This is a genomic window from Pseudonocardia terrae, from assembly GCF_021343995.1.
GTDB lineage: Bacteria > Actinomycetota > Actinomycetes > Mycobacteriales > Pseudonocardiaceae > Pseudonocardia > Pseudonocardia terrae.
Genome location: NZ_JAJTTE010000008.1, coordinates 92,924 through 115,444, shown reverse-complemented (window position 1 = coordinate 115,444; position 22,521 = coordinate 92,924). Strand labels below are relative to the sequence as shown.

Annotated in this window: 18 protein-coding genes; 9 read left to right on the top strand and 9 right to left on the bottom strand. The window is 65.8% G+C overall.

The window, feature by feature from the left end; genetic code table 11:
- Positions 1-4 precede the first annotated feature (4 nt).
- Entirely contained in the window at positions 5-451 is a 447-nt protein-coding gene (locus LWC33_RS07715) for a hypothetical protein (RefSeq protein ID WP_233303540.1), read from the bottom strand.
- Between the two features lie 484 nt (positions 452-935).
- Here LWC33_RS07715 and LWC33_RS07710 point away from each other — a divergent pair, with 484 nt between their 5' ends.
- Complete coding sequence (locus LWC33_RS07710) at positions 936-1,520, top strand: DUF4352 domain-containing protein (RefSeq protein WP_233303539.1); 585 nt, start codon at positions 936-938, stop codon at positions 1,518-1,520.
- An 8-nt stretch (positions 1,521-1,528) separates the two neighbouring features.
- The gene (locus LWC33_RS07705) at positions 1,529-2,050 is read left to right on the top strand and encodes a hypothetical protein (protein ID WP_233303538.1); all 522 of its coding nucleotides are present in this window, start codon (positions 1,529-1,531) and stop codon (positions 2,048-2,050) included.
- 237 nt (positions 2,051-2,287) lie between these two features.
- Here LWC33_RS07705 and LWC33_RS07700 read toward each other — a convergent pair whose 3' ends face one another.
- Together LWC33_RS07700 and LWC33_RS07695 are read right to left on the bottom strand one after the other, a co-directional pair.
- A complete protein-coding gene (locus LWC33_RS07700) occupies positions 2,288-2,722 on the bottom strand; it encodes a hypothetical protein (protein ID WP_233303537.1) in 435 nt (144 codons plus the stop codon).
- 331 nt (positions 2,723-3,053) lie between these two features.
- Positions 3,054-4,154 carry a DNA cytosine methyltransferase gene (locus LWC33_RS07695; protein WP_233303536.1) on the bottom strand — a complete coding sequence of 367 codons (1,101 nt, stop codon included), beginning with the start codon at positions 4,152-4,154 and terminating at the stop codon, positions 3,054-3,056.
- On the opposite strand from LWC33_RS07695, the gene LWC33_RS07690 reads away from it, so the two are divergent.
- Positions 4,132-4,674, top strand: a complete 543-nt coding sequence (locus LWC33_RS07690) for a very short patch repair endonuclease (RefSeq protein WP_308190918.1) — start codon at positions 4,132-4,134, stop codon at positions 4,672-4,674. The genes LWC33_RS07695 and LWC33_RS07690 overlap by 23 nt on opposite strands.
- A 163-nt stretch (positions 4,675-4,837) precedes the next feature.
- Entirely contained in the window at positions 4,838-5,713 is an 876-nt protein-coding gene (locus LWC33_RS07685; protein ID WP_233303534.1) for an NgoMIV family type II restriction endonuclease, read from the top strand.
- Between the two features lie 156 nt (positions 5,714-5,869).
- On the opposite strand, the gene LWC33_RS07680 is transcribed toward LWC33_RS07685, so the two are convergent.
- The 5 genes from LWC33_RS07680 to LWC33_RS07660 all read right to left on the bottom strand — a co-directional run bounded on the left by LWC33_RS07680 (position 5,870) and on the right by LWC33_RS07660 (position 13,793).
- Positions 5,870-8,800 carry a Z1 domain-containing protein gene (locus LWC33_RS07680; RefSeq protein WP_233303533.1) on the bottom strand — a complete coding sequence of 977 codons (2,931 nt, stop codon included), beginning with the start codon at positions 8,798-8,800 and terminating at the stop codon, positions 5,870-5,872.
- 11 nt (positions 8,801-8,811) lie between these two features.
- Entirely contained in the window at positions 8,812-9,768 is a 957-nt protein-coding gene (locus LWC33_RS07675; RefSeq protein WP_233303532.1) for a PD-(D/E)XK motif protein, read from the bottom strand.
- Between the two features lie 41 nt (positions 9,769-9,809).
- A complete protein-coding gene (locus LWC33_RS07670; RefSeq protein WP_233303531.1) occupies positions 9,810-11,459 on the bottom strand; it encodes an ATP-binding protein in 1,650 nt (549 codons plus the stop codon).
- Positions 11,460-12,273: 814 nt separating this feature from the next.
- A complete protein-coding gene (locus tag LWC33_RS07665; RefSeq protein WP_233303530.1) occupies positions 12,274-12,693 on the bottom strand; it encodes a hypothetical protein in 420 nt (139 codons plus the stop codon).
- Positions 12,694-12,728: 35 nt separating this feature from the next.
- The gene (locus tag LWC33_RS07660; protein ID WP_233303529.1) at positions 12,729-13,793 is read right to left on the bottom strand and encodes a ParA family protein; all 1,065 of its coding nucleotides are present in this window, start codon (positions 13,791-13,793) and stop codon (positions 12,729-12,731) included.
- A 347-nt stretch (positions 13,794-14,140) separates the two neighbouring features.
- Here LWC33_RS07660 and LWC33_RS07655 point away from each other — a divergent pair, with 347 nt between their 5' ends.
- Positions 14,141-14,878: a thermonuclease family protein gene (locus LWC33_RS07655; RefSeq protein WP_233303528.1), complete on the top strand. Its 738-nt coding sequence runs from the start codon at positions 14,141-14,143 to the stop codon at positions 14,876-14,878.
- 261 nt (positions 14,879-15,139) lie between these two features.
- Here the strand turns inward: LWC33_RS07655 and LWC33_RS07650 are convergent, their stop codons facing one another.
- A complete protein-coding gene (locus LWC33_RS07650) occupies positions 15,140-16,141 on the bottom strand; it encodes a hypothetical protein (protein ID WP_233303527.1) in 1,002 nt (333 codons plus the stop codon).
- 734 nt (positions 16,142-16,875) lie between these two features.
- On the opposite strand from LWC33_RS07650, the gene LWC33_RS07645 reads away from it, so the two are divergent.
- Genes LWC33_RS07645 through LWC33_RS07630 form a run of 4 tightly spaced genes read left to right on the top strand, consistent with a single transcriptional unit; the run spans position 16,876 to position 22,464 of the window.
- On the top strand, positions 16,876-17,412 hold the full coding sequence (locus tag LWC33_RS07645; protein ID WP_233303526.1) for a hypothetical protein: 537 nt from the start codon (positions 16,876-16,878) through the stop codon (positions 17,410-17,412).
- Positions 17,409-18,203 (top strand): hypothetical protein, encoded by a 795-nt coding sequence (locus LWC33_RS07640; RefSeq protein ID WP_233303525.1) that lies wholly within the window; start codon positions 17,409-17,411, stop codon positions 18,201-18,203. Before LWC33_RS07645 ends, LWC33_RS07640 begins: the two co-directional genes overlap by 4 nt.
- On the top strand, positions 18,200-19,099 hold the full coding sequence (locus tag LWC33_RS07635; RefSeq protein WP_233303524.1) for a hypothetical protein: 900 nt from the start codon (positions 18,200-18,202) through the stop codon (positions 19,097-19,099). The genes LWC33_RS07640 and LWC33_RS07635 overlap by 4 nt, the downstream gene beginning before the upstream one ends.
- Positions 19,096-22,464: a S16 family serine protease gene (locus LWC33_RS07630; RefSeq protein WP_233303523.1), complete on the top strand. Its 3,369-nt coding sequence runs from the start codon at positions 19,096-19,098 to the stop codon at positions 22,462-22,464. Before LWC33_RS07635 ends, LWC33_RS07630 begins: the two co-directional genes overlap by 4 nt.
- Positions 22,465-22,521 lie beyond the last annotated feature (57 nt).

Genomic DNA, 22,521 nt, shown 5'->3' with positions numbered 1-22,521 from the left:
GTGCCTACGGCCGAACAGCCGTAGGCACCGGCGCGGCGTTCACCAGCCGCAGGTCCGGCACAGGTCCGCTCCGCCGCCACGCCCACCGCAGCGTCGCGGCCACCGCCTCGACATACCCAGGCCGATCCCCGTACAGCCGCTCCTCCGGCGGCTGCGCCTCCATGCCGACCGCGGCCACGTACTCCGCCTCGATCAGCTCCTCGAACGCTGGCCGCGAGCGATGCGTGATCGGCGAGAGCGGCAGCCGGCGTCGCCCGTTCAGCTCGACCGTCGCCCCAGCAAGCCATCTGCAGGTCATCGCGACGCCGCCCGCGACCCAGTCCGTCCCGCGCCGTACCGCGGACGAGTCGGCTTGCGCCTCGGCGGCGCACCAGAGCTCCGCGAACTCCTCATGCCCGACCCGCAGATTGCTGGCCGGGATTGAGGAGAGATCGCGTGCTGTGACGCGCATGACGCCAAGAGTCGCACACGACCCCGACAGTGTGGAGGGTCAAGAACCCCGGCTATGAGGGCGGTGACCTTGACTGGGACGATTAGCCGATGACTTGCCATCCCGCAGGAAGGCGTCGGATGGCATTGGTCGGCGTTCTCGCGGTGCTGCTCGTGGCTCCCGGCGGTGGCCTGGCAGGCGCGAGGCAGACGAGCTGCGGCGGAGGCTGGCTGGCAGCTACGTCCCGACTGCCCGTCAACAGTTCGCCGAAGAAGCGGCCCGAGACATCTACGCGAAGGCGAGAGGCGCGAACGAGGCGCTGAAGTGGAGTGAGCGGCTGTTGGCTGAGGTCTACCGCCGTAGTTGAGTAGATGGCGACCAGCCATGATCACCGGGGGCTTGGAGTCATCATCACACTTGGGTAGCGATACCTGGCGTGAGCTAACGAACCACCTGTACGCGGCGACGAGCGGAACAGAAATGCCTTACTACCCAAGAGGTCCCCGTGCGTCGCTCTGCCCCCTTCGTCGTCATCGCCGCCGCTGTGTTCGCTCTGGCTGGCTGCTCCAACAGCGCGTACCCGACGCCGACTGTGGACGTCCCGACGGCAGCCGCTCCGACTACTCCGAGCGCACCTACCTCGGAGCGCGGCTTCCTGGTCAAGCAGATCGGCGAGACGGGCGGCTGGGGCGTCAGCAACGGCGACATCTCGGTGAAGTTCGTCGTCGACAAGATCACGGTGGATCCGCAGTGCACCAACAGGTTCGCCTCTGCCTCTGAGCACGGGCACTTCGTGCAGGTCGACATGCGTGTGGAGACGACTCCGACCATGCCGACGAACATGGGCTACCAGATCAACCCGTTCTCCTGGTCGGCCGTCGGTGCTGACGGCGTGACTGAGTCGAGCATCGCAACCGGATCCAGCTACTCGTGCATCGACAACAGCAAGCAGCTCACGACGCAGATGACTCCCGGCTCGAAGTACCGGGGTTCGTTGGTATTTGACGTCACCAGCCCGACGGGCACGCTGCTCTTCCCGCACCCGAACCCGAGTCTCGGTGGCTGGGAATGGACGTACGGCGCTGCCTAGGAGCTCGGATGATCGTCGAGTCCATCTACTGGCGTCGCGACCTCTACAGGTACAGCCGGGACTTGCGTAAGAAGGCGACTCAGACCAGGTGGCCAGAGTCTGCAGTTGCTCTGCGGGAGAAGCAGATTCTGCTTGGGTGCTTCTCTGTCCGGAAGCTCATGGAAAGTGGGAAATTGCCGGACGCATTGTCTGACCAACCAATCGAGACGGTGGTCCTTCCGCGCAGGCAGCCCTTCCAGCCGAGTGCGGCGATGATGTATCCGTTTGATATCTTCGACATCCGCAAGTGGTTCGACCTCACGGTGTCCCGGGAGTCAAAGACAGCTACCCACGTACTGATCAACCAGATCATCCACAGCCGGGTGCTGGTCTACATCCTAAAGCCTGAGTGGGACCAGGGAGACGCAGTTGTGTTGGTGGCTTCCGACCGTGGTTTAAAGGCGCAGGTCATCGGGTTGTGGCTGAGCGAACTGGCATTGCTGTTCGAGCGGGTGGCGATCACTGAGCCGACGTCCCAGTCCGCGGTATAGGACCAAGGACGTGGCGATTACAAGCGAGTCACCGACGCAGGGAAGCCGGACGACCGGCTTGCGGAGTGGGGCTTCGCTACACATGAGGAGGTGGCCGCCTCGATGAAGCGCCTACGCAGTCCGGCGACGTCGGAGCGGCTTGATCTCGCACTCCGCGCGCTGGAGAAGGACATAACCGAGTTCGAAGCCACCCTGGACGAGGGGACACCCTAGCTCGGCAGCGGATACCCGACCCCCTCAAGGTGGCCGCGCCAGACGTCCTCGAGCTTCGCTGCCGTTTCCGGCTCGAGGAGTTGCCCACCCCCGTAGACGCTGTTCCAACTGTGGCCCGGTACCTGAGCGACCAAGTCGTCGATGTCGAGCCGGTCTTCGGGAAGGCATGACGGAGTCCCACGAGACGTCGACGGTGTGGATGGTCTTCCTCGGGTCATCCCAGTGCGGGCGCTCGGTGATGTTGCCGCTCTCCAGGTATCCGCTCGCCACGATGCCGCGGTCGTTGTACTGCCGGAGCAGGTAAACGCGATCGCCCTTCTCCGCACCGCGCCTTCGGCTGCCGAAGCTCCACCAGGTCGAGATCCTCTCCTCCCGGGACGACGCGGCGATGTCGCTGGCGTAGTCATCGGGGTTGTAGCTCTTGTCGCTGCTGTCCCAGATGAGCAGGAAGGAGTTCATGGCTGGACCCTTCCACCGACTGAGGTTCGGCGGAAGATGGTCAGTGACTCCGCGACCTCAGAGCCGCCCTCACCGCCGAGCAGCACGCTCGATGCGGCGGGGACGGGAATTGCTGCGCTGACCATCGAGTGCCGCGACCATGACGAGCTGGCGCGCTTCTACGCCGCCACGCTCGCCGGACGGATCAAGACAGGAACCAGGACTCCATGGTGGTCTCCGTGGCCGGGCTGACGCTGGTATTGCACGCCGACCCGGCTACTTAGAGTCGCACACCGCACCGACAAACTCCAGGCCATGTTGTCGACCGTGTCGACCGCCTCCTCGGGAGCGGCTACTGCAGGTATGACTGCACGTGGCGGGCGATCGCAGCTGCGAGACCGACTGGGACGGCGTTACCGATCTGCTTGGCGATCTGGATCTTCGAGCCACACCAGGCGAAGGTTTCCGGGAACTCTTGCAGCAACGCTGCTTCGAGGTGGGTGATGACGCGGTTCACCCGCCGCTCCGGACGGTCGGCCTCCCACTGGGGGTGGAGGTACTGGCCCTTCTCCGGCTTGAAGAATTCAGTACGGATCGTCAGCGAAGGGTGGTCCCACCGCATGCGCCCCATGACATCGGTGGTGCCGGTCTTCTTCTCTCGCCAACACCGCGGCAGCAGCTCGTCAGGCAGGTCGAAGCGGCCGCCGCCAGGCGGGATGCAGTCGTAGCGCAAGAGCGACTGCTCGCGTGGCTTGCGTCCGAAATGAAGGTCCAGCCACTTGAACTCGCCCGGCACTACGCGACCGAAGTAGTCGGTCTTGGTATCGGGGAGTTCAGTGGTGTCGGGACGTTCGGGCAGAGCGCTGATCGCGTCGCGCACCGTGCGCCAAGGTTGCGTGCCAGACAGTGTTGGGAATTTCGAATGAGTCGGCTCGGGGTGCGGGATTCGGCCGACACGTGAGCCGATGATGATGGTGCGAGTCCGCCTTTGTGGAACGCCGTAGTCGGCTGCGAGCAGCAGCCCGTGGGTGAGCTCGTAGTCCTCGATCATGCCGTGATCGGCTTCGTCGCGAAGGAGCTGGAACTCAGCGCTCTTGTGGAAGCGGTCAACGTTCTCGATCACGAAGACTTGAGGACGTGCAATCTGCACGAACCGCAGGTACTGCTTCCAGAGCTGATTCCGAGGGTCGTTGACGTCCTTACTGCCGAGGTTCGAGAAGCCCTGACATGGTGGGCCACCGATGACGACGTCGGCGTCAGGGATGTCGTCGTCGGCGACCTCGGCGATGTCGCCCCAGTGGATGTGGTCCTCGCCGTAGTTGGCGGCGTACGTCGCGGCGGCGTGCAGGTCGTGCTCGACCGCGAGGACCGGGTTGAAGCCATGCCGGGTGAAGCCTGCGGTCATCCCGCCGCACCCGGCGAACAGGTCGATGAGCGTCGGGGCCTTGGTCACGAGGGTGATGTTATGCGTGACCACCGACAATCCCGGGCTGGCACGCCAGGGGGCACTCCAGGTGCGCCAGCCGGCTCTAAGCTGCCCGTTCGTGGCACAAGCTGACTCATGGGCGTCGTCACCCGGGGTGCGGGCGAGCATGCGCTCCAACCGGGGCCGGGACACGCGCCCGGAGCTGGCGTTGCGATCGGCGGTACACGCCCTGGGACTGCGGTATCGAGTCAACGCGCGACCGATACGGGCACTGCGGCGCACCGCGGACTTGGTCTTCACCCGGGCTCGGGTCGCAGTGTTCCTCGACGGCTGCTTCTGGCACGGCTGCCCGCAGCATCACACTGTGGCCGCCACGAACTCGCGGTTCTGGGCTGAGAAGGTCGACGCGAACCGGCGCCGTGACCGCGATACCGATCAGCGGCTGGCCGAGGCCGGTTGGGAAGTCGTCAGGGTGTGGGAGCACGAAGATCCGTCTGCGTCCGCACTTCGGGTCGAGGCCGTCGTGCGCAGCCGCGGTCCCCACTGATTTATCTTGACCGACGAGATTGCTGGCCTGGGATGTATGTAGTCCCGCGCCGATCTCTGGGCCGCCTCATGCTAGTGAAGATCACGTGCGAGGCTCGCGTGGTCCAGCTGGAGAGTCACGCAGCCCGGGTTCGACGACAGCTTGGATGTGGCAGGCGGGGTGAGTGCTGGTGGATGGTGAGGCGCGATTTGTGTCGGAGCGGCGGCGTTTCCATACCGCGCTGCTCGCTAGCGGGGTGCTGACGGTGAGTGACAACGGCGTGGCCAGCAACGCCGACAGCGGTAGCAAGGCGAGCAAGGCCTACGCCCTCCACATCGCCAAAATGCTGAACTCCGAGACTGGGGTACGGCGACTGGCTGGGCAGACCTCCGGTGGCCAGTTTGAACAGCTCTGCGCTGACTTCCTCAGCGCGACGTTCCCACGGCTTGAACACCTACGGCCCGGGAACTGGACGATCCGCAAGATCGGCGGCCGCGGCCCTGGTGCCGGAGTCGCGCAGTATGAGCAGTACCGCCACCTCGTTGAGCTCACCCGCGCGGTCGAGGAGAACCCGTCGCTGCGCACGGTCCTCGGCAACGGCTACGCCATCGCCCCCGACGTGGTCGTCTCCCGCGCCCCCGTCGCTGACGACGAGATCAACACGCCGGCACTGCTCGTCGACGGCAGTGTCGCGACCCGCGCCTCGCTCCGCGCAGCCGTGCAGCCCCAGGAGATCTTGCATGCAGTGATCTCATGTAAGTGGACGCTCCGCAGCGACCGAGCGCAGAACGCCCGCAGCGAGGCTCTCAACCTCATCCGCAACCGCAAGGGGCGGCTCCCTCACATCGCCGTGGTCACTGGCGAGCCCACGCCGGCCCGCATCTCCTCCCTCGCGTTGGGAACCGGTGACCTCGACTGCGTGTATCACTTCGCGTTGCCCGAGTTGATCGACGCCGTCCAGGCCGACGGTGGCGGTGACACCGCGGAGCTGCTCGACACCATGATCCAAGGCAACCGCCTCAAAGACATCGCGGACCTGCCGCTGGATCTGGCGGTTTGAAGGCGGCGATCCGCGCAGGCTTTCCTCGGCTGCTTCGAGATCCTCTGCCGGGCCCTCAGCCGAGGCTGCTGCCCTCCCCCGAGCCGCGAAGTCTGAATGGCCTCGCGGACGGAGTCTGAGCGAGGAGGCGGTAAGAGCTGCTCTCCAGGACTGACCTCACCTTGACGGCGACACATCGATCACAGGGTCGTCAGAGGCGCTGTCGATCGCACGGAAGCGCACTGCGGGGCCGGTGTCGGGCATGACCGAGTTCGGGAGGTAGATGCGCGGCGCCATGATCGGTGGGGCCTTCGGATTGTTCTGGTCCTGGACGAGGTAGCAGAGCAAGGCACCTTGTCGGGGAGCTATGTAGCCCCGCAGGCTGGGATCGTCCGAGGCGGCCGCACCGACCAGACGCTCGGCTGCGACGCGGTGCCGAGGTTCCGTCGGCTCGCCGAGAACGTCGCCACGTGTTTCACGCCGCTGTCGCCGAACCATACGAAGGTCGCCGATCCCGTCAATTTTGTATGCGGGGCTGGGGGGCGCGAGTTGCGGCAGGACCGCGACGAAACGGTCGAGGCCCGCCAGGGCGCTTTCGAAGAAGTTCAGCCATGGGAGGACCCGACGTTCCCCGTAGTTGGGAAGCCAGATGTGTCGCGCGAGCACGTCCCACAGGCTCTTCGGGTCGACCTCGGCGAGTCTCGCCTCGAACGTACCGGTCTTGCCGAGAAGCCGCACGGTCTGCGTGAGCCCCTGGATGACGCACTCCCAGAGCGTAAGATTCGCGCGCAAGGCGGCGTGATCGGTTGGAAACCCGACCGGGCCGAATTCGGGCTCGGCCTGCTCTGCGAGCTCGGTGTTGAACATCTTGTTGTTAGCGGTCGGCTTGAGCCAGAAGAGGTGCTGGCTCACCAGCGGCGGAATGTCCTTCGGGCGCACTTGCGGTCGGCCGTTGACCCGCCGGGAGTATACAGCGAGCTGTTTGCGGAACTCTTCCTCGTCCTGCACGACTGCGTCGAAGGCGTCGAGAAGGTTGACTCTGGTTTTGCCCTTCTTCTCGTTCGTTCCGATGAAAACGCGGACAAGGTCTCGGTAACCAGGTCGGAACCCGAACCAGCGGCCCGCCTGAGTCAGGGTATCGTGCGCACCTGCGACTCGGCGGAAGTAGGAAACGGTGAGGCCCTCGACCGTGAAGCCACGGCTGAGTTTCGTTCCGCCGACCAGGACCCGCCAAACACTTCCTCTGTCGAAGTCCAGCTGTTGTTGATTGCGTTGGATGTCGGCGTCGCCGTTCACGACGATCACCGGATTGTTGGCGTGTTCGGATATCCTGCCGACAGCGGCACCCACGTACTTCTTCAAGTCGTCGAACCCCGGCTCCGTTGGTATCCCGTTCTCTCGTCTCGCTGCAGAGACCGGCAGAATGTCGGCCTCGTAGAGTTTTTTGAGGCGACGGAGTCCGCTTGGAGAACCGTATCCCCCGGTGCTCCAGAGCTCCTTGACCTTGTCCGCAGTCGCTCCATGGGCGGCCATTCGGACGGATTCGTGAATGAGCATCGTGTGATGCGCGAATCTTAGGCTCGGATCGACGTCGAGACGGTAGAGCTTCACGGCGCCGGTCAGGACGAAAATGTCGAGCGCACGGCGGAGCTCGTCATCGCGCTCCTTGGTGTCCTCGTCCCCCATAAGCTCCCGGACGAACGCCCGTTGATTCGATGATCCGATCGGGCGCTGCGAGATCGGGGTGGTGCCGAAGTCCTTCCCTATGTCGGAAAAGTCCGACGCGCCCATGTAGCCGGAGGGCCGCTTCAGGCCGATTACGAAGTCTCGGGGGAACAGATCCTCGGTGTCGCCTGGATCGATGAAAACGTTGGCAAAGGGGGTGGCGGTATAGCCCAAGTACTGCGCTCGCGGCATCTTCTTGAGGAGCCCGGCTATCGCCTCGTTGATTTTTGTGCGCTCGGCTACCTCTTTACCTTCCCGACGGGCCTTCTCGACTTTCGCCGGATCGACGGTGTTGACCGAGGCTTGATCGGACTCGTCGTCGATAATTAGGGCAGGGATGTCGAGGAGAGCGGAGCCGACCTGGGATAGGTCCGCGGCCAACTTTTCGAGGACGTGCCTGTTCTTCTTGATGACGAAGATCCCGGCCGGTACCCGCATGAGGTTGTCGGGGTGATGAAAGGGGAGACCTTGATATTGTTTCACGGGCCGGAGTTGCGTTGCAGTTCCGAAGAGCCTCTGGTAGTCGGCCGCCTTTCTCGTGTGGCGGACGAGGCTGGGGCGGCCCGCCGCCTCCGGCTTGACCCCGATCTGTAAGAACTTCTTCGGCCAGTCGTCGTCGTTCGCGTAATCGAACCGGGGGTCGCTACTAGCCTCGTCGATCGTCCTGTCGCCGATCAGGTTTTCGATACCAATGAGCTCCATGTCCAGGCGCCGCTGTGTCTGCCCACGCAGCAGCTCGATCGTCCCGGTAAGGATGAAGATGTTCCGGTAGCCAGCGTCGATGGCCTTGGCGACCACGCCGGTGAAGTTGGCAGTCTTGCCGCTCTGGACGTAGCCCACAACGAGCCCTTTGGCCCCGTACGCCTTATCGGCGGAGGGATCGGCTATCTGCTCGACGATGTCGTCGGTGGCCTGGTCCAGCTCTCCGATAGGGGTCGGCGCCCAGCCCTTGACGTCACGAAGGTGACGGCGGTAAGCGTCCCAGTAGAAGCGGCCCACCTTCCGATTCGGGAAGTACCAGGGATCGACTTGGGTCCCTGTGATGACAATCGTGTCGTCTGCGTGTGGCGGGTAATGCGCTGTTGCCCAGTCCGCGAGCGCCGACCCGAACCCGAGACGCGTGTAGGTGAGCTGCCGGCGCTCCGGGGAGCCGGCATCGGTGCCGACCGCCCACTCGGCGGTCTGCTCGGCGTCCCATCCGGCCAGGAGCGGCCCGAGCGCCTGCCGGATGGGGTCGTTCGGGCCGTTTGTCTCGAGATGGGCCAGCAGGGACTCCGGTGACACATCACCGCCGTCGTCGTAGTCCTCGGCTTCGAGAGCGGCGCGCTTGAAGAGGTTCTTCGGGAGGTCGTTCATCGAGCCTAACGCGGCGAGGTAGGCCATGGTCGATACCGTCATCCGGCGTTCTCCTTGGGTGCGACTAGGCCGACGAGCTCGCGGGGTGGCGTGCTGGCCGGATAGGTCTCGAGATCCAGCTGGTAGCTGACCGAAGTGATCAAGGCCGCGCGGGGGACCGCCTGGACGAGTCGCTCAGACGTAAGAGCGGGGAATCCGGCGTCGACCAGGAGGGTGATGGGCGGACTCCGCAACGTCCACCGTGTCGGGTACAGGTCTGCATCGGTATCGCGGTAGGACCCGGCTACAAGCTGCCTGGCGACGTGCGGCTCGGCCGGGCCGGACAGCACTCGAACGGAGTCCACCAGTTCCGGGAGGGTGCTGCCTGGGCCTGCGCCAGCGCGGGTGATCTGCAGGGACAGCAGGTATAGATCACGGCCGGGCTTGGGTTCCAGTTGAGTGGCGGAGGAGATCCAGTGGGTGCGACGGTCCGCGGCCGTGGTCTTGACCTCGAGGTCATCGCTGCTCAGGGAGAAGTCGTGCTCCTCGCGTTTGCCGCCGACCCAGGCGTCGACCGCGGCGTCCGGTCCGAGCGATGTGATCAGGTGTTTCAAGGTCAGAAGCTCGCCGACGAGGCCGATCTGGTCTGCCTCTGACAGGGCGCCCCGCTGCACGAGCAGCTCGCGGTAGGAGTCCAAAGCGTCGTTGACGGCGGCAGCGAAGCTGCGTCCGTTGAGCTGGATCGCGTCGAGGACAAGGCACAGCAGGGGATAGAGATCCTCGAGCCTGTGCGTCGTGCGCACACTCAGACGGAACCAGTGACTGCCCCGCCAGTAGACGGTGTCGGCGTCGAGGTGTTGGTAAGTGCTCAGATCGGGAACGACGCGTGAGCCGCCGGACCCCATGCCGACGTGGATCGACAGTGTTCGCGTCACGGCGGCGACGATGAGGTAGGCCTCAGGTCGGCCGGGGATGAGGACGTCCCCAGAGAGCCCCGCCTGCAGATACCGTTGCACGCCTTCGAGGGCAAGATGCCGTCCCTGGTCGGACCGGGAGCTCAATGGTCAGCCTCTGCTTGCGCGGCTGCGCTGAGGACGGCCTGCCACAACTCGACGTTGTCCTTGTCCCGCGGACCGAACGCCGTCCCCCGGAAGATGTCCTCGAGCAGGAGGTAGAGCGCCGCCTTCAGCAGGGGCGAATCGTTGAGGCTGGATCGCCTGTCGCCGTTCACAGTCGCCCTGTAACGACTGTTGAGCCAGAGAGTGGCTGCGCGACGGTCCACCTCGAAGAAGTCGGTGTTGTCGAGACGCTTCCAACGGATGGCCACCGGCTCGCGACCACCGAGGATCGGGAGCTCCTCCAGGATCGCTCGCTTCACCTCCGGCGCGATTCCGGGCCCGGGCGGGACTACCTGCGGCCTTCCGGTGTTACGTGTGTTGCCGAGCTTGTAGGCGCTCTCCGCGTCGCGAAGGTAGTCGGAGAAGGAGGTGCCGTCCTCGGCCTGGGCCTTCTCGATCCCTCGCAAGAGGCTCGGCTTCGGCTGAACGGCGCTCTTCTCCATATTCATGTTGATCAAGTCGATGTTTTCGGATACGTCGATAGCGACCCGGGCAAGTTGCAGGCGTCGGTGCGGGATGGCTGTGGACTTCCAGCCGCCGATCTCGAGCAGACGACGGTTCCGGTAGAAGTACAAGCCCTGGTATTGCTCGGCGGCTCCACCGAGGCGGAATCCGAGCGCTTCGCTTCGCGCGGGCCAAATGTGGCATTCGAGCGCGATGCGGCGATGATCGACCTCTGCCCACAAGGTCTTGGGGTAGCCGCGTGCGCCGCTTCGCCGGTAGCCGAACGGATCGATCGCCTCGACCGTCTGCGGAGCACCGGCGGAGCCGTCGGTGACATCGGCGGCGTCAATCGTCACCGTTACCTTGCCCTGCTCTAGCAGGGCATGGAGAGTCGTACCGAGATGCGCTCGGATCTGCTGCGTTGTTCGGGAGATGTAGTCGTCCACGACTGCGGGGTTGTCGCTGGTGGGGAACTCCCGTACATCGTCCCAGCGCACGATTGTTCCGTGGCCAGAGTTTGCGATAGGACCCGCGGAGGCGAGCGCCTGCTCAGCTTGGCCGCTGTCAATGACATCACAAATGAAATCGCGTGTATGTCGGCTCCAGCGACGGCCTATCCCGGGCGCCTCAGCGGCGCGGGTCAAGACGGTTAGTATGTCGGCCTGGCTGAAAGACGCAGACTTCAGCCCCATCCCAAAATGCCCGAGATCGGAGCCCTCATAGGACCGTCTTCTGCCGATGGTCATCGCCTGGTCCAGCTGCGAGTCCGACATGCCACGGCCGTCGTCGACGACGAGCAGCGACCTGGGCTTTCCATCGACCAGAACGAAGCGGATCAGGATGGAGGTGGCGCCCGCGTCCACGCTGTTGTCGACGAGATCGGCTATTGCCGAGTTGAGGTCGTGGCTCAGGCCGATCGCGGTCAACACGTCCGGATCCGGGGGCAGGACTCGATGATCGACTGCGTCCAGGTCCGTTATCCACGTCACTTCGTAGGTCGCCTCGCTCCAGCGCTGTGCCTGCATGACCGGGACTTCAACATCGATCCGGTCGGGTGACGATCTTAACCGAGTGTCCGTGGCGCCGGTGGCGCCCCACACGATCGAGGGATGCGCCGCCTCGTGCCAGTTCAGAGCAACAGCCAATCCGCGACGACGCCAATCGCCGCTGCGTGCTGTAGTCGTCGGCCGGGGCTTGGTCGAGGAGGGCCCTCGTCTAGCACGAACTGGGTTCGTTCGTCGCCGGCGGCTCGCCTGCTCGCTGTGTCGGTCGACGGGCCGCGGCGAGCTCCCAGCGAGGAAGTCCAGCGGCCAACACAGTTGCAGTCCGTGGAGCCGAAGTCGGGGTCGCTCAACGGCCGCCCCTACCTTTGGATTACCGGGAGTTTCCATACGGTGTCGTTATAATGCGGATTCCTTCCATTCCGTCTTGAGTCGTTCTTCCCGCCATTGTGAGCCATTCATCCCCACGGACGGCCTCATATCTGAGGGCGTGAAGGCGCTCGGGGCCGCGGGCCGAGGAATGAAATCGGACGCCCTTCGGGCGGGCCTGTCGGCCCTTGGCTTAGCACGGCCGCACTCCCGGTCAAGGGCGCTCCGCTGCGCTACGCGTCGCTACGCGACAGCCTGCGGGCTGCCCTGGACCGCGAGCCTCCACGGCCGCGCGGGTGCGCCTTACGGCGGCGGGGGGCAGCACCCCGCCACCCAAGGGACGGACCGCCAGGCCAGGACGCCGAGGCGCCGGCCACCAAGTGCATCAGCAACACACGCCGGAGACCTTCGTCGAAACTGCAGGCGGGCCTGTAGACCGAGCGCGGTGCCCGCGGCTCCCAGCCGCCTCTTTGACATCGCACTCAGCCAGCCCGGCGTCGAGTACTCACCAGCGGCCAAGATCGTCTGGCGGGACGCCAGCAACACCGGCGGGCTGAATTGACTCGCATCGTGAAGGACTGCTCCACAACTATCGGAAGGCCGATCCCTTTGCCGAGCGAGCCGCGACCCTCTCTATGATGCGCTCAGCAACTCGTGACGAATCCTTCCACTTCATCGCAAGTCGATCCTGGTCCATCCCGTGCTCTGCGACAATGTCACGTAGTTGTTCGAGTTCGAGTTCGCTCAAGCGCTCACGCAACCCGCCCTCGCCGCCTTCCGCATAGACCGCGAAGGGATCGAGGACACCAGGACTACGCCGTCCAGAGCGTCGCGCAGGTGCCGAATTAGTCACCTCAGCACCGGCAATCATTCCTTTCGTCAGCGCTGTCGCGAATCGTGGAGTGCGCTTCGCCTCGTTCGCAATTGTCGCAATGATGCTTGCTAATCCGGTTGCCAGATCAGGATGAGTTCCGGCCAGGAGGGACAGTGCTTCGGCCGCGTTGTCCACCGCATCATGCGCCCTACTCGGTCCACCACTCGCGTTCATGCGATGTCCTCGACCTGACTAATGAACTCCTTAGCCAATTCTCGGAAGGCCTCGTAGCCGCCTTGATAGCTGTACTTCTGCCTAAGTGTCGAGGTCGTCGAGAATTCCGCCGACGCGGCAATCGCGTTGCCCTCCGGAATCCGGGTATCGAACACCGGTGGTAAGTTCTCATCGTCAACCAGTCGCCGTAGGGTCGCATGGTGGACCTTCGACGCTTCCCGGAACTTAGTGATCACGATGCCGAGTTCGTGTATAGTCTCTCCGAGACTATCTGCAAACGCGCGGACGCGCGTCTGAATTTGAGGGATTCCGTAGGTACTCAGCACGTCAGGAATTGTCGGGATGATGTACCCGTCCGAGATTCGGAGGCCATTTAAAGTTACGATGCCTAGGTTTGGCGGACAATCGACAAGTACGTAATCGTAGTTGTCCAGAAGAGGTCGAACTGCGCGCCGGAGTAGATCGGTCGGATTGTTCGAGTAGAAGCGCCCCGAAGGCATGCCAGCCAGGCGATCCTGGACGTCAATCAGGTCCAGCGAACTCGGCAGCAGATCAACAGTCTGTACATCTGTGACCGCACTGACTTTCCGCTGAAGCGTCGAGTTCAGGTCAAAGCGAGCTGGCTCATCATCCCGCCGAAGGGCATCGGTGAACAAACTGACAAGAGTGTGGCCCGCGCCGTTCAGTTCACGCCATCGGTCCTCACCAATAAGAACCGTCGTTGCATTTGTCTGCGGATCGAGATCAATTACCAGAACCTTCTTGCCGAAGTCGGCGGAGAGTACCTCGGCCAGTCCCACCGTGGTTGTCGTTTTGCCAACGCCACCTTTGAGATTGATCGTCGAAACAACATGCGCCATGTGTCGGTTCCTTCTCCTAAGGTATCGAGCGGCGACGTCTCGGTTGAACACGGGCCCGGCACGCAGCTCAACCATGGGTCGCGGAAAGCGTGGGTCGCGCGCACGCCAATTGGCAACGACAGTCCGACTGACGCCGGCTAGCTCCGCGATTTCGGCAAGGCCGACCAGGTCGCCGTCGTCGGACCTGTGAACGTCGTTCACAGGATGAAGTGTGAACGACATTCACGCCCCTTGTCAACTGCGCATCTGCTGGCAACTGCAGCCCGGACAGGCCGAGCGCGACATCGACTGAAGCGATACGCCAGTGGCCGAAGCTTCCCCGCTGGTCGAAGCGCGGACGCCAAGTCTGCTCCAACCGGACGCCAACCAGCAGGCCCGTCGCCCGTCTCCTCTCATGGGCGGACAGCGCAGAGGAGTTGTGCTGCGACCTGGCCGCGCGATGGGGGGTTTGGGTGGCTGCGATCGCTGTGCCGCCAGCGCCAGGGCGACCCGACTCCAGGCGCTCGAGTGCTCGCGGCCCTTTGGGATGTCTGGTCCTATTCCTCATCGTGCTGGGCGCTCTCGCGGTTGCTTGTATCTCGAAGGCTGAAGGCGAACGCCGGTCACTTCCTCACGAGTGCAGAGAGGGCCCGCCTGCCTACTCCGCACGGTCGACCTGTCAGCCAGGCGGCGAGGCTGTCGTCGTCACGCGCGTCGTTGACGGCGACACCGTCGAGCTCGAGGACGGTAGCCAGATCCAGCTGATCGGCATTGACGCACCCGAAGCCGACGAGTGCGGCGGTGCGGACGCTGCTTCGTTTGTGCGTCGCGAGCTCACCGACCAGGTCGTCCGCGTCTACGCAGACGCCGAGGATGGGGTCGACAGGATCGGGCGGCCACTCAGGTACGTGCGCTACGGCGAGAGCGCCGGCTCGACCAAGGACCTCGCGCACGAGATGATGCGGCGGGGACTCGTACGACGGTTCCCGGCGTACGCCGGAGATCCCGTCTACACCGTCGAGCTCCAGAGCGCCTACGAGACGGCGAGGGCCGCAAGGCTGGGCATCTACGGCTCGACCTGCGTCCGCGTGGTGTCGCCGCGGCCGGACACCAGCACCTCCGACTACTTCGACGACCGCACGAACCGGCAGGTATCAGATCGCGACCGCTACCGCGACGTCAGTCCACGTCCTGACGATGACGATGACGTGACCGCGCCGCGGGATGACGACAAGAGCGACCTCTACCCGGGCTACACAGGACCCCGCTGTCATCTGCCCGGTGGCGAGACTTACCGGCCTTGCTAGCGAATCGCCAGCGGCCGCAGATTTCGTCCATAGTGGACTTCTTGGCACTGTCGGTGGCAATGAATCTGGTCCGCTTGAAGCCAGTACAGGCAACAGAGACAGGATTGAAGTGCTTCTGACCTGCAACATGCAGCACAGGTCACATCGCCGGTTTCCTTTGCAAGGCGGTGTCTCTGGGTTCGCCGGCAGCCCGCGACGACATTTGTCTGTCGCCAGGCTGACGAGTGCGCGCAGCGGGAGTATATCGGCGCTGTGGGCCGGTCAGTGCACGCAGCCAGTCACCGGGATGCTGTGGGGGTCCGCCTGCTCCTGGAGGACGAGCGCGCCGGTGCCCGGATTGGTGGTCATCATGTAGGCGCGGTCGTAGTCAGCGGTGGTCTGCGATCCGCAGCTGAGCGCAGATGTAGCGAACTGTCCGGGAATCAGCATTTGCCGGGGCTTCCCGTCGAGTGTGTAGTCGAGCTGCAGGTCGAATGTCGCTGCACCTTTCGAGATGGAGAACTGCGCGATGATACTCGTTGTCTCGTTGTCCTTAATCGGCAGCGAATAATTTGAAAAGAACATCTCTGACGGCTTGGTGGTCGGCGCAACGCTGTTGTCGACCTGTGCCCTGGTTGGAAGAAGGCCTTGGGGAACTGCGGAGTCCAGGTCGAACACAACCTGCTGGACCGGCTCGTTCCCGCCTTCTTGGCCGTAGCTGACCAGTGTGCCGTTGAGCGCAGCCGATCGACGAAGCTCGATCACGTCGAGCCCCGTTACCCTGACCTCAGAGGATCGGTTCCCCCGAACATCGATGCGGAGCCGTAACAAATGTAGCGGGACGCCACCGGCGGTCTCCATCTTGCCTAGGAGCGTTGCGGCGGAGTCGGGGCCGATGGCGATCCGGGTCGGCTCATCCGGTGCGAGGGTGAATTCGCCACCGAACGCCATCGCGTCAGAGCCGTAGTCGAAGATCTTGCTTGTTCTGATCGCGACATCGGGTCCACTCCGGAACATGTCGGAGATCCTCGAGACGCCGATGACGGGCGTGGCTATGGCCACGGCCGCGGCCAGGGCGACGGCACTAATCGCTGCGACAAGCGTCTTTCCACCCCACGTGAAGGGGCGACCCAGCGCCGCGAGGCGGGCGGCCTTCGTGGTGGACGCCTCAACATGTGGCGGAGCGTCGCCCTTGGCGGTCCGGTTTCGCGACCTCCCGGGCAGGACCGCTGGCCGCCGAATTCCGGCCACTTTCCGCTTCACCGGCGGCTTGTCGACGTTCATGAACCAGATCCCGTTGTTTCGGTCGAGCCGTTCTGAGGACACGGCTCCAGGAATTCTACGGTAGCGATAGTCGAGTCCATCCGTCCTAGTGACAGATTTGCTTCCGCACACTTAGCGGGCCAGAACACGTCGCAGATTTGGTCGGACGCGCACGAGATGCGCGGCAGAACTTTCGGCGGGTGCATCTCGTCGAAGACGGTGGCGATAGCCTCGGCGGAGCCGAACTGAGCTGCGCCGTCCCGGTCATCGATGTCGTAGGCCGTGAAGAGGCACCGCAGGACCTTCGTCGCGGATGCAGTCGCGTCCTGGCCCGCGCTGTCGATGGCCCCGGGACAGGGGGTTTCCTCAAGGGACGAGCTCGATCTGCAGCCGCCGCACAGAAGTGCAGCAGCGAGTGCCAGGAAGACCAGTGCCAGGAAGACCATAGTGGGGAGCCGTACCTTCACGCCGATGAGTCGGTGGAGCCTGCTCGTGCGTTTCACTGGACAACGCCGACGGTTACACATGGTCTCACTCCACGGCGGCAAGGTGCGTCGTACGCCTGCCGTGACGGTTATGGCGTCGGAGATGGGCTACCGCGGCTGAGCCCCGACACGCCCGAGGAGTTACTGCGCTGAGGAGCCACCTATGAGCGTTCTGTAACAACACGTCGCGAGTCAGCGATTGGGGGTACGCCGGCGCCTTCGGTCCGGTGGCGCGCCGCTGCGCGTCGGTCGCAGGGACAAGGGGTATGCATGGAGACCGGGTCGCTCGCTGAGCTCCTCTCCGCATTCGCCAGCATCGTCGCCTTAGCAGCAGCGGTGGTCGCTGCACGGGCCGCAGTGCGCACCAACCAGCAACAGAGCGTCCAACTCTCACATCTGGAGATCGGCGAGGCCGAACGGCGACAGGCGTCACGCGCGGCGCAGGCGAGCCAGGTGACTGCCTGGGTGGAGCTTGCGGTCGACAACGGCACGCCGCAGGTGAACTTCGCCAATTCGTCCGGGCTGCCGGTGTACGGGGTCACCGTAGCGACCGCGGCAGGAACGCGAACTTTTCGTACGACGTACTCCGTGCTGGCGCCGCGCGAGTCCGCGTCGCGGTTGCGCCGCATGGAGGATGTCCTGCCCGCCGGGATCGCGTGGTCCGACCTGCTCGACGCCGGTGACCTGCGCGCAGCGCTGGTGTTCCGCGACGCCAAGGGGGGCTGGTGGCTGCGCGCCTACGACGGCGGTCTCGAACCGTTCGGCTCGGAGGCCAAGGCCCAGGCAGCGCTGAGCGGTGCGGCGTGACCGCTGCAGAGCCCTGCGAGTGGTCTCTCGCCGCTGAGCGGCTGCTCACCGACGGTTCCTATCGGCCCGATGGGTCCGTGCTGGCCGAGCTGCGGCTGTCGTGCAACGACGTCGAGGCCGTCGCGGCCGGGGTCCGCCCGCTGGGCATGACAGCGAGGGCGTACCTGCGGTTCTGCGAAGACCTGCTCCATGCTCTCGACCGGGAGGGGGTCACCGACGCCGACGTCCGAATCCAGGGCAGTTCAGTCCGGTTCTACGCACACGCCGCGAAGCGGATGCCGTTCGACGAGGTGGCGCCTCACGCCGTGGATCGGACCCGCCTGTGGCAGGTGATCGACGAGGGTGGTCGCATCCCGGACGAGGACGTTCTCGACGACGCGACACAGCATCTGGACCAGGTCTGGCCGACCGCAGACCGGCCGGCCCGGCGGCCCTTCGACGCCCTCTTCAGGTGCGCGGTGCACACCGATCCGAGCGACTACGACGTCCAGGTCTCCAGTGACCAGATGATCGAGCTTGTGCAGCAGCAGATGGTGCGAGCAGGCGTGGACCCCGGGCGCATCACCTCGACCCACCCGCACTACGCGTTCGTCCGGAAGCGCTACGCGGAGGAGTACTTCCTCTACGTGACACAGTGGTCCGCGCGTCAGTCGGAGCGCCTGGGCAGGTCGGTGAGCTGGGCCCTGTTCCCGAGCTGCGGCCCCCAAGAGGCGCCCGACGGCGACCTCTCCAGCCACTTCCGAGACTCCGACTGGATCATCCGCCGCCCGGGTGAGGATCAGGGCCGGTGACCGCGGTGGATCGAGGTAGCGCGACCCTGCTCGACATCCCGCCGGATGCGCAGGACCTCGCGACGGTCCTGCGCGCTGCCGGACTCTTTGTCCACCGGCCCGACCCGGACGAGTACGTCGTCGCTTCCGCGACCGTCGACGACGATGAGGACCGACCGAGCACCGTCCGCGTCGTCCGTGACGAGCCGACGGGGCCGCTGCGTGTCGAGCTGGTCTGGGCGGGCGGCCCGACCCGTGCTGCAGCCCTTGACCGGGCCCTTGCGGTCACCCGGTCGGTGTCCGATCGGCTGCCCGTCGCCGACCGGTCCGCGCGGGCGGCCGAGATCGACGAGAACCTGAAAGGGCTGCAGCGCCGGTGGACTATGCCGGAGCCCACGGCCCTCGCGCCGGTGCTGCCACTCCGGCTACGGCCGATGAGGGTCACCGTCGACCGCATGGCGGCGGCCGCGGCCGCGCCCGATGGCGAGCCGCTCGGATCGGTGATCGTCAGTCGGGCCAAGGCCGACGAGGTCGAGGTGCTCGTTTCGGGACGCGCGCATGACGACGTGATGTCGGTCGCCGTCGCTGCGACCGGGCCGGACTGGCCGGGCTCGGTTCTGGAGCTCACCGTGACCGACGGGCCAAACGGATCGACCACGTATGTCCTCGCGATGCTCGGCGACGCCGACGTCGCGTCCGGGCGGGTCATCGTCGTCGCGCGATCCGACGATCCGGTTGAGGTGACAGTCGACGCGCAGCCTCGACCCATCGAGGGCCTGAACGCCGACGACGCGCCGCGGGTGCGGCGGTCGATGCTCGGGCTGGATGAGACCGCGCTGGTGTTCTGGCTCGGACTCGCCGACCGCCTACCCGCTGGCGACCCCATCGCCGTCGCGGTTCTCGAGGGTCTCGAGTGACTGCGGAGACGACAACCAGCGCCGCCTTGGACGCTGTCGCCGCCCGCGACAGCGTCCTCGACGATCTGGTCGGGGCGAAGCAGGCGTTTGTCGCAGGGGTGGCTTCGCGCGTGCAGGAGCGGGACATCGCGAGTCTCGCCCCCATCGAACCCGGCTCACCGGAGTGGACGGCGCTCAAGTCGCGGCCGGGCAAGATTCGGTGGCACGAGGGATCCGGTACGGATGCGATCCGCGCCACACTCGTAATGCCGCCGTGGTGCTCCGCGGCCAACGCCGTGACCGCTGTGGGCCGGGCGATCCTCTCCGACGACGAGCGGACAATGATTGCCCATGCCGCGGCAGCTTCTGCGCACTTCGAGCGGGCCTTCTGCGTCGGCGTGGGCGGCAGCGACATCGTGATGTCGACCGACGGTGCCCGGCCTGAACTTACCCGGCTGGTAAACGTCTTAAGCGAGGTTGCCCATGGTCCGGCCGCGGGGTTCGTCGCCCTGCTCGCACGCCACCTCCTTGGCGGACCGGCCTCCGCTCCCACGGCGACCGTGAGCGTGCCCGTTCTGGTCGACCGCAGCCGGGAGGGTCGTGCAGTGCAGCTTTGGGTCGCCCTGCAGCAGGACGGCCCGCCTGGGCTGCATCCCGACCCGGCTCGCATGGCGTTTCTGGTCAGCGATCGGGAGTTCGTCGACGCAGCGCGCACGGCGTGGGCGTCGTGCCCGCTCGCGACGACGGGCGTGTGCGTCACATGGTGGATGTCAGAGAAGGAGGAGCCCTGCGTCGACGTGCACGGGCCGTCGGCGAGTGTGGCCATCGCCATCGCCCTCGACGAATTGCACCGCCGACGGCGCTGGTGGCTGCCCCGGCTACGCATCCTCGCTGTGGGCCAGGCAACGACCGGCCGGCTCACGCCAACGGGAACGATCGAGCCTGTCGGCGGCTACGCCAACAAGATCGACGCAGCAGGACGCGCTGAGCTGGGTGTCGTCCTGCCCAGGAAGTCGGAGCGAGACGAGAGCCTCGTCGAGGCGCTGGCCAAGAACGAGGTCTCGGCCCGCTACGTCGGGGACCTCGGCGAGGCCATCGCCGCCACCCGAACCCGCTGGGACCGCACCGTCGCGCTCGTGCTCGCCGTCGTGCTCGCCGTTGTGCTCGCTGGCGCGGGAGTCGGCATCACGGTCAAGATCCAACAGCAGGGCGTGACGGCGGCCGCAGAGCGGGGCCGCCTCTCGTCCGACCTCGCCGCACGCGCGACGACCCTGCGCCAGACGGATCCACGGCTCGCGGGGCTCCTCGGGTTGGAGGCGCACGAGCTCGACCCGTCGAACGGTCGGGCCGTCGACGCGATCCGCGACGTGATCGCGGACAACGCCGGGATCAGCCGCTCCTGGCAGGCGAGCAGGTCATCCATCAACGCCGTAGCGGTCGATGAGGCCGCCGCACGTGTCTACACCGCGGGCAAGGAGGGCACCGTGCGCGTGTGGGACCTGACCACCGGCGCGGCGCTGGGTGAGACCCCTGAGCCGGCGGATCTGATGGAGCTCGACCCCGGGGCGCCGGTGCTGGCCACGGAGGCGGACGGTCGCATCAGCCTCTTCGGGACCACCTCCGGCGCCCCCACCCCGCTCGGGCAGCTGCCGCCCGCACCCTGCGTCCAGCAGAACGAGCCCGTCCGCCGACTGGGCTTCACCACTGGTGGGGTCGAGCTGGTGGCGGTCTGGGGTTCGGGCACATTTGCGACCTACGACGTCACCACCCACGAGCTACTGCGCTGCGTACGGCTCGGCGACATGGCCGCGGCCCAGCTCGACAGCCGCGTGACGACCAGCCTGGTGCTCGACGCCGCCGTCGTGGCGGGGCAGCCCGAAGACCAGATCATGCTGCTGCTGGCCACCAACCGTGTCCTGGCAATCGGGCTGAGCAGCGGCACCGTCACGGTCGAGCTCACCAAGGAGGACATCCCAGGCGACGCAACGCGGCTCGGAGCGACGACCGCCAAGCTCGCCGTCGGGACGGAGGGTGGGCTGATGATCTGGGACCGCCAGCGCAAGGTGAGGCTGTCGTTCCCGGCCGGTGGCGTGGTCACCGCACCGGCGGCGATTGCGGGCACGAGCTACGCGTTCGCGTTCGCCGGCCCGCAGGGCACCACGCAGCTGTCCGGAACCGCCTTCGACAACGGCGTCGGGCTCGCTCGACCGACCGGCGGCGCGTCCACCACAGTCGCCACCGGTGGGCGGACGATCGTTGCGGGTGAGGCAGGCGGCCGGGTGACGGTGCTGACCACCGGCGCCCCTATCACTCCGGGCAAGCCGGCCACGGCCATTGCCTTCACCGGTGACCGCTCGCTTCTGCTCACCCGCGTTGATGGCGCCGGCACCGCGTACGGACTCGTACTCGCTGACCTGAGCCGGCCAGCCGACGTGGACCAGGCGGACGGCAGCGACGACTATCCTCACCTCGAGACATTCGACACCGGCGGCGGTGTTCTGATCACCGCGGTCGCGTCCGCGGGCGGTACGAAAGCCGCGGCGGGCTTCACCACCACCGGCGGCGCAATCATGCTATGGAAGGGCGACCGCAAGGCGATCACGAAGTCGCTCGGTCTCGCGGCATCGGACAGCGGCAAGCAGGCCGTCCGCGACCGCATCATGGTGCAGGTCGCGCTGGTCCCAGACGCCCACCTCGTGATCGGGCGAAGCGCCTCCGGCCAAGTAGGGATCTGGTCCACCGAGACCGGCGAGCTCGCCGGTACCCTCGACCTCGGCCCCGGATCCACAGCGATGGCCGTGCACGGCCGGCGCGGCGCCTTCGCGATCGGCAGCGGCGAGGGCGAGCAGCTCGTCCTCGTCGACCTTGTCGACCGCCACGAGATCGCCCGGATCGCCGCGCCCGGTGTGACGGGATTGGCTTGGACGGGCGACGGCTCGCACATCGTCGGCATTACCGACGACCGCCGCGTCGTCACGTTTGCCGCCGACCTGTCCGCCGCGGGCCGTAGCTGGACCCTGCCAGCCGGCGAGCCGCCCGGGTTCGTCGCAGCGAACCCCGTCCGCCCCCAGGTGGCTATCGCGCAGGGGACACGGATCCACGTCTACGACGTGGGCTCAGGGACCGAGGCCATGCCCGCCCTCGAGGAACCGCTCGGCAACAGCGTCGCCGACCTCGCCTGGTCGCCCGACGGCACGATGCTGGCCTCGATCACCGTTAAACCGAAGCGGGAGATAACCAGCATGGGCCAGACAGACCTGTGGCGCGTCGACGACCTCGACTGGCGGACCCAGGTCTGTCGCACCGCCGGCACCGGGCTCACCCGCGACGAGTGGGCAGCCAACATCGGCGCCTCCGTCGACTACGTCGACCGGTGCGCGGCATGACCCGCCGCACGGCCGTCGTACTGGCCGGGCTAGTGCTCGCCCTGGCCGGGTGCAGCG

What these genes read in the sequence shown, in the direction of transcription:
- LWC33_RS07700 (WP_233303537.1), bottom strand. Translation starts at nt 2,722, where the DNA reads ATGAACTCCTTCCTGCTCATCTGGGACAGCAGCGACAAGAGCTACAAC.
- LWC33_RS07705 (WP_233303538.1), top strand. Translation starts at nt 1,529, where the DNA reads ATGATCGTCGAGTCCATCTACTGGCGTCGCGACCTCTACAGGTACAGC.
- LWC33_RS07690 (WP_308190918.1), top strand. Translation starts at nt 4,132, where the DNA reads ATGAGCGTCGGGGCCTTGGTCACGAGGGTGATGTTATGCGTGACCACC.
- LWC33_RS07645 (WP_233303526.1), top strand. Translation starts at nt 16,876, where the DNA reads ATGGAGACCGGGTCGCTCGCTGAGCTCCTCTCCGCATTCGCCAGCATC.
- LWC33_RS07715 (WP_233303540.1), bottom strand. Translation starts at nt 451, where the DNA reads ATGCGCGTCACAGCACGCGATCTCTCCTCAATCCCGGCCAGCAATCTG.
- LWC33_RS07650 (WP_233303527.1), bottom strand. Translation starts at nt 16,141, where the DNA reads ATGAACGTCGACAAGCCGCCGGTGAAGCGGAAAGTGGCCGGAATTCGG.
- LWC33_RS07680 (WP_233303533.1), bottom strand. Translation starts at nt 8,800, where the DNA reads ATGGCCTACCTCGCCGCGTTAGGCTCGATGAACGACCTCCCGAAGAAC.